The sequence below is a fragment of the Bifidobacterium sp. UBA6881 genome, assembly GCA_002451435.1.
In the GTDB taxonomy this organism is placed as follows: Bacteria; Actinomycetota; Actinomycetes; order Actinomycetales; family Bifidobacteriaceae; genus Bifidobacterium.
Genome location: DKCF01000085.1, coordinates 8,584 through 15,706, shown reverse-complemented (window position 1 = coordinate 15,706; position 7,123 = coordinate 8,584). Strand labels below are relative to the sequence as shown.

General features: G+C 61.0%; 4 protein-coding genes and 2 pseudogenes. 1 reads left to right on the top strand and 5 read right to left on the bottom strand.

Going from position 1 to position 7,123, the window contains the following annotated elements; translation table 11 throughout:
- From B3C64_RS06740 to B3C64_RS06725, 4 genes and pseudogenes are all read right to left on the bottom strand, one after another.
- Positions 1 to 488: pseudogene (locus B3C64_RS06740) on the bottom strand (hypothetical protein); the annotation flags it as partial.
- 15 nt (positions 489 to 503) lie between these two features.
- Entirely contained in the window at positions 504 to 2,252 is a 1,749-nt protein-coding gene (gene murJ, locus B3C64_RS06735; protein WP_291534611.1) for a murein biosynthesis integral membrane protein MurJ, read from the bottom strand.
- Complete coding sequence (locus B3C64_RS06730; RefSeq protein WP_291534610.1) at positions 2,249 to 4,402, bottom strand: DUF6049 family protein; 2,154 nt, start codon at positions 4,400 to 4,402, stop codon at positions 2,249 to 2,251. Before B3C64_RS06730 ends, murJ begins: the two co-directional genes overlap by 4 nt.
- Entirely contained in the window at positions 4,360 to 5,016 is a 657-nt protein-coding gene (locus B3C64_RS06725; protein WP_291534609.1) for an NUDIX hydrolase, read from the bottom strand. The genes B3C64_RS06730 and B3C64_RS06725 overlap by 43 nt, the downstream gene beginning before the upstream one ends.
- A 290-nt stretch (positions 5,017 to 5,306) precedes the next feature.
- Between B3C64_RS06725 and B3C64_RS06720 the strand changes: the two genes are divergently transcribed.
- Positions 5,307 to 6,725, top strand: coding sequence for a CCA tRNA nucleotidyltransferase (locus B3C64_RS06720; protein WP_291534614.1), 1,419 nt, complete (start codon positions 5,307 to 5,309; stop codon positions 6,723 to 6,725).
- A 173-nt stretch (positions 6,726 to 6,898) separates the two neighbouring features.
- Here the strand turns inward: B3C64_RS06720 and B3C64_RS06715 are convergent.
- Positions 6,899 to 7,123, bottom strand: a pseudogene (locus tag B3C64_RS06715) (LytR family transcriptional regulator); the annotation flags it as partial.

Below are 7,123 nucleotides of genomic sequence, written 5' to 3'. Positions count from 1 at the left end.
GCGCGCGACAGATCCACCAGCATCGAGCTCACCGGAGCGTCGGCGATTTCCACACCGGAGCGCGTCAGACGGACGGTGTCCGTGCTGATGGAGAAGTGGGTGAGATTGTCCTTCTGCAACACATGCAACGCCTCGACGACCTCGCCGACGATGGACCGCATCGCGTCGTAGCTCAGCGGGCGCAGGCTGGCGGAAGTCAGATACTCGTCCAGGGAAATGCCGCCGTCGAGCTGCGTGATCACCAGCGCCACCTCGCCGGCGTGCTGCAATTGCAGCACCTGCGTGAAATGCGCGTCATGGGAGATGGCCAGCATGGATGCCGCCGCGTTGACGCTTGACAGGGCCTTGCGGTTATTGACGATGAACAGCTGGCAATCGCGTGCGAGCACATGGTCGCTTGCCTTCCAGACCTGCAGTCCGGTTTCTTCGCGCAGCGGCGAAACCAAGACATAGCGGTTGCTGATGGTATCTCCCAGCTGAGGTTTCATGGGTTCCTTCATTGCTTAATGATTCTCATGACGAATGGTATCTTCGTCGCTTTCGACACTATCGACGATTCTAGCGGTGGGGCTGGTCGGCTTTTCGGCGGATTCCTTCCGCCCCGGAATGCGCGCGGCGACCATGCCGGCGACCGACATGAGCTCCTCCGAACGCAGCGCCCACAGGGCCGCCAGATACACGACGGTGATGACGATGGTCAGCAAAATAGCCGACAGCACCGCCTGCCCCCAATTCATCGTGCCGTCGTCGGCGCCGATGCGCGCGCCGACGACGGCGTAGACGCGGTTCCTGCACAGCAGGCCGATCGCGGAGGCCACGACGGCCGCGCTGATCGACTTCGCATACGCGGTGGCCACGCGCCGCCCGTCGATGTCGCCGTCGAACCGCGCACCGAGCATATGCGCCAGCAGCGGATACGGCAGGATGTAGCTCACCGTGATGGCCACGCCGATCAAGGTGATCCATTGCGTCGGTGGAAGCAACGCGGAGCCCACGACGATCGTCAATCCCTGAATGGTCATCGTGATCGCCATGAAGATGAACGGATGTTTGCCGTCCTCGAACGCGTAGAACGTGCGCTGGATCACCAGATACGAGCTGGCGAACGGCAGGCCGATGCCGAGCGCCGCCAAAGGCGCGCTGATCAGCAATCCTTCGCGCACGCTGATCGACGGCAGCAGCGCGAGGATGATCGGCAGCGGCAGCACGACGAACGCCGTCGCGAAGAAGCACATGATCACATTAAGATTGCGCAGCGCGGAGCTCAGGTCCTCGCGCGCCTCGGCGAGATTATGTTCGGCGATGGCATTGGAGATCTTCGGAAACAGCGCCGTCGCGATCGACACCGCGATCAGCGAATACGGCAGCATGTAGATGGTGTAGGCGTTCTGGTAGGAGGCGTTGCCGGCAACATCGAGCTGACTCAGGTGGTACAGCTTGGATGCCTGGTTCGGCGCGCTGGTGGCGACGCGCGTGGATATCACGTTGACGATCTGGTCGACGAGCACGATGCCGACGCTCCATGCGGCCACGGGACCCATCGAACGCAGGCCGATGCCGTGCACGCCGAATTTCGGACGGTACCGCAATCCGATTCGCGTGAGCGGAATGAACAGCACCAGCGCCTGGAACGCCACGCCAAGCGTCCAGGTTCCCGCGGTCAACGCGATTTTGCCGGCGGTCCAGAATTCCAGCGGATGTTCCGTCGCGCGCCCGAACAATGCGATGAACGCGCCGAAGCCGATGCAGCTGATGATGTTCGCGCCGACGGAGCTCCACGCATACATGGTGAAATGGTTCTTCGCGGCGAGAATCTGCCCGACGACCGTGTACAGGCCGTAGAAGAAGATCTGCGGCATGCACCACAGCGTGAACGCGGTGGACAGCGCCATGGTGTCCGCGCTGCCGTTGACGTACAGCTTGGTCAACAACGGCGTGCACAGCGCCATGAGCGCGGTCACCGTCAGCAGAAGCGTGATGGCGAGGGTGATGAGCTTGTTGAGACGGGTTTCGGCGTCCTCGCTTTTCAGGGTGCGCACGATCTGCGGCACAAGCACGGCGTTGAAGATGCCGCCGGAGACCAGTGTGTAGATCACCTGCGGAATCATCGAGCCGGCTTGGTAGGCATTGGCGGCGTAACCGGTGGTGCCCAACGCCCAGGCGAGCAGAATGGTGCGGATTTGGCCGGTCACGCGGGAGGCCGCGGTGCCGGAGGCCATGATCAGTGAATTACGGCCAACGGAAGAACTCATTCGTCGGGATCCTTCTTACGGTTGAATTGGCGCCACAATCCCACAATGCCCAGAAGCACGGCGAAGCCGATGATGACGAAGCCGCTTTTGTCGCTGATCTGCAGCGCGCTGGTGATATGCGTGGTTTGCGTGGCGCCGAAAGTGGTGCCTTGCCGGTCGAAGAGGGCGATGGTCGCGTTCGCATCGCCGGAAGTGGAAACGCGGATGGTGAACGCCACCTGGGCCTCGCCGTGCGCGGGCACTTCCACGGTGTCGAAACGGGAGGTGACGATCTGCATCGAATCGGTCAGCGACGAGACCTTCACCGTCACCGGATACGGATGGTTGTTGCTGATTGTGACGGGCATCTTCGCCGTTTCGCTGACCACGTTGACGTTTTCCGTCGGGGTGATCGCGATGCCGTTGAACAGCAGCGAAGACAATTGCGAGGCGCCTTCCAGCATGGTGCTTCCGGACGAAGCCTCGTTGCCGAGCGCGTGCAATGCCAGTAGGTTGTGCGCCGAAACGAGCTGTTTGCGCCACGTCGTGCTGCCGGACGACGATTTTTCGGTCGGTTCGGCGAGAATGAACGAATTGAAGCGGTCGATGCCCTTGGCGGATTCCGTCAACGCGCTCAGAGTCTGTTGCAGGGACGAGCGTCGCGCGTCGGAAAGCCCGGAATCCTGAGGAAGCGCCGCAGCCGCCTCGTCGCCGCTATGCGAGGCGCTTGCCTTGCCAAGCGTGTTCAGGTCGGTGAGATTCAGCCAGGACGATTGCTCGATGGCGGACATCAACGCGTCCACGTCCGATGGATTGGAATCGGTGCCCAAGCATACCAGCAGGTTCCGTTCGGCATACGGCTGTTCCATCTGGTAGAACGCGCTTTGCGCGATGAAACGGGCCAGTCGTCCCGCGTCCGATCCCTCGCCGTCGGCGTCGCCACTGGTTGCCTTGCCCTGCGCCAGATTCGACAGCGTGCTTTGCGCGGTGAGCACGGTGACCTCGCCGGCCTCCGTGTTCACCGTGGTTTTGCCGGTCTCCACGGTGGACTGGTCGCTTCCCTCGAAATCATGGGTGGCGATGACGGTGCCATACCCTTGGCGTTTCGCCTCGGTAAGCGCTTTCATGGTCCAATTGCCGTCGCCTTGCCATGCGTAGGTTTTGGTTTTGGCGGAAGGATCGCCCAAAGCCGACCGGTAGGTCGCAAGCGCCTTGCCGGATTTCCAATCCGCCGTGTCGATGTTCGCGTTGGCGTACGCGCGGCTGTCGTTGTATGCCGTGTATGCGGTCATGTCGAACAATGCGGGCTGGGTGATGCCGTCGGCCTGCGTCGGCATGGTCATCGCCTGCAGATATGTCGGGTCGGCGATGACCTGCAGTTTGTCATGTTTGCCGAATACCTGTTCCAGTGATTTGAGACGGGTGTTGTCGTTTTCGCTGGGGACGGCGAGTTTCGAGAGCTTGCGCGAGTTCAGGCCGCCTTCGTCGACGAGTTTGTTCATCAGATCGACGTCGGTGGTCCATCCGCTGGCGGCGAGCGGTTGCACGACGGTGATGTTCATCGCCGGTGTCGATGGGGTGTTGAGCCCGTCCGTGGTGCGGGTCACGAAGGTGTGCGTGGTGCTGAGTTCCTCGCCGTTGGCCGTGTAGTCGAGTTCCACGGGTTTGGGACCCGATGAATTGATGGCCGTGAGCGATTGTTGATTCGCGTCGGCGTCGATGCTCACCTTCGTCGAGGCGCCGGGTTGCAGTTCGGGAACGTCGGCTTGTCCGATCGTATTGGATGTGGGGATGTGCCCGGTGCCTTCCGCCCATTCTTGGATGTCGTTGCGCGAAACGAAGGTGTAGAAGGCGTTCACTGCCACCGACAGCGTCCCCGCGGGAACCGTCTGGTCGGTGGTGTTGGTCACCGTTGCCTGCAGGTGGTATCCGGAGGTGTCGGTCAGCACCGCGGTAGAGGAATCGATCGACACCATGTTCACCGGCGTCCCGTCGTTCGTCGGCATCTCGTCCGCTTCGGCGTGTGGTGCGGGGGCGTATAACAACATCAACGCCATGGTCAGGGCCATGGCGAGAATCATCGATACTGCGCGTACGCCGCGCGAAACGCTCCGTGGTGCGGAATGGTTCACTGTTGCGCCTGTCTGTTGAGTTTCTTTGCGTACAACCATGCTATCTTCCGTTCGTTCGGATAGCTCAGTACGTCGTCCAAATCGTCAAAATTCACCCAAATGGCGTCTTCCGCCTCATGGTCGGGATCGCCTTCGACCGTCAGTTCGCCGCCGATCTGCCGTAACGCGAAGTGGTGCACGAGCTTGTGCACGCGCTGGCTGGTGCCGGTGAACCAGTAGTCGATGGTGGCGATGGATCCGACCACTTCGCCGAGGATGCCGGTTTCCTCGTGCACCTCGCGCACGGCGGTCTGTTGCGGAGTCTCGCCTTTTTCGATATGCCCTTTGGGCAGGCACCATTCCAGATGCCCGCTGCGCGAATGGCGGGCGATGATCGCCACACGGCCGCGTTCGTCGAAGACCAGGCCGCCCGCGGAGTACTCGCGTACCACGGGCAACTCCTGCGCGTCCAGCGATGCGAATGTGGTGGGCCCTTCCGCGGTGCGACGCTGCGGCATCATCGCGGGCGTGGGAACGCTGGGTGTGATGATGGCCTGCCGTTGCAGCGAGAGCGACTCCGATGTGTACAGCAGTTCGTCCGGAGCCAGCGGATTTTGGGTATGCTCGTCCGCAGCATGGGCAAGCATGCGTGCAAGGTCTGCGGGCGTAATCATGATTCCAACCATACTCAACCTGCGTTCAAACCCGAAACGCAACGCCTTTATTCGTCCGTAGTGTTGCGAAACCTGCGCATCATGTTCGCTGTCGGCGGGCACAGGCGGTAATTCGGGATTCACCCAAACTACCGACGTTCAGAGGCACCTTAGTGTCGGTAATTTGGGAACCGCCCAATCCGCCGACGGATACATGCATTCCAGCGTCGGTGGATTGGGGACCATATGCCAAATGACCCGCACACGCTATGCTGGTAGGGCAGAAACTGGTGATGCCGGAAAGGGATGGCGTGAACTTCGAAGTATGGCCGGAGGCCATTGAATTAGGGCGCATGTTCGCCGCGGAAGGCTATGAATTGGCGTTGGTGGGAGGTCCCGTCCGCGATCTGCTGCTGCATCGCAAATCGCATGATTTGGATTTTTGCACATCGGCGCGCCCCGAACAATTCGAGCATATCCTTCGTCGTTTCGGACATGACGGATTTTGGGACATGGGCCGCAAGTTCGGCACGCTTGGCGCGATGCGGCGCCGTGAGGACGGCACGGAGGTGAAGGTTGAGGTCACCACATACCGTTCCGATACGTATGATCCGGATTCCCGCAAGCCGGAGGTGAACTACGGCGATTCCCTGGAGGGCGATTTGTCCCGTCGTGATTTCACCGTCAACGCGATGGCGTTGCGTGTGCCCGAGCTGGAATTCGTCGATCCGTTCGGCGGTGCCAACGATTTGGCCAAGGGCGTATTGCGTACGCCCGTCGATCCGAGGCAGTCGTTCGACGACGATCCGCTGCGCATGATGCGCGCCGTGCGTTTCGTGGCGCAGCTGGGTTTCCGCATCGCGCCGGAAACCGCCGAGGCGTTGACGGACATGGTCGACCGCATAGAAATCGTTTCCGCCGAGCGCGTTCGCGATGAACTGGTCAAGATGCTGCTGTCCGATCGTCCGCGCGCCGGCATCGAGGCGCTGGTCGATTCCGGATTGGCGGATATCGTGTTCCCCGAGATTCCGGCATTGCAGCTGGAGATCGACGAGCATCACCGTCATAAGGACGTGTTCGAACACACGATGATCGTCATCGATCGCGCGGTCGCGTTGGAGACCGGTCCTGATGGTCCGGTGCCCGCGCCGGATCTGACGTTGCGTCTGGCCGCGCTGATGCACGACATCGGCAAGCCGAAGACCCGTCGTTTCGAGCCCGGCGGCAAGGTGAGCTTCCATCATCATGATGCGGTCGGTGCGAAGATGACCCGCAAGCGTTTGCGCGCCCTGCATTTCGACCATCACGTGGTCGAGGACGTCAGCGAGCTGGTCAACCTGCATCTGCGCTTCCATGGCTATGTGGAGGAACCATGGACGGATTCCGCGGTGCGTCGCTATGTCAAGGACGCCGGTCCGCTGTACGAGCGTCTGAACCGTCTGACGCGTGCCGATGCGACCACGCAGAACAGGCGCAAGGCGATGGTGTTCTCGTCGGCGATGGACGAGATGGAGCAACGTGTGCGTGATCTCAAGAAGAAGGAGGATTTCGACGCGATCCGTCCTGATTTGAACGGCGACGAGATCATGCAACTGCTTGGCATCGAACCGGGGCCGCTGGTGGGCAAGGCGTACAAGCACATGCTGGAATACCGCCTCGATAATGGTCCGGTCGAGCATGACGTAGCCGTTGCCGAGCTGAACCGCTGGTATGGAGAGCAGACCAAGTAGCAGGCCGAACGGATGATTCGGCCGGCCTCGCAGCCTCGTCAATGGCTTGACGGTGAAAAATCCCCGTCTTCCAGCAATCATGGAAGACGGGGATTTCTTGGAAACTCATGGAATGCACCGCACAATAGAAGATACGATGGCGATTCGAATCCGGCTGTTCGCAGCCGGATTCGTCAGTTCTGGCTCACCGCGTCATGCTCAGGCGCCTTCTGCAGGTTGGTCATCTTGTCTGCGGCGACGCATCCTTCGATGTTGGTGATTTCCGAGCCGGCGGCCGGAACCTTTTTGGTGTCCTTGAGGGTATCGAAGGTGGCGCCGATGACCACGTCGATCAGCTGGTCCTCACGGTCGTCCATCACCATCTCGGCGTCGGTGAAGTTGCTGTTCACCGTATACGC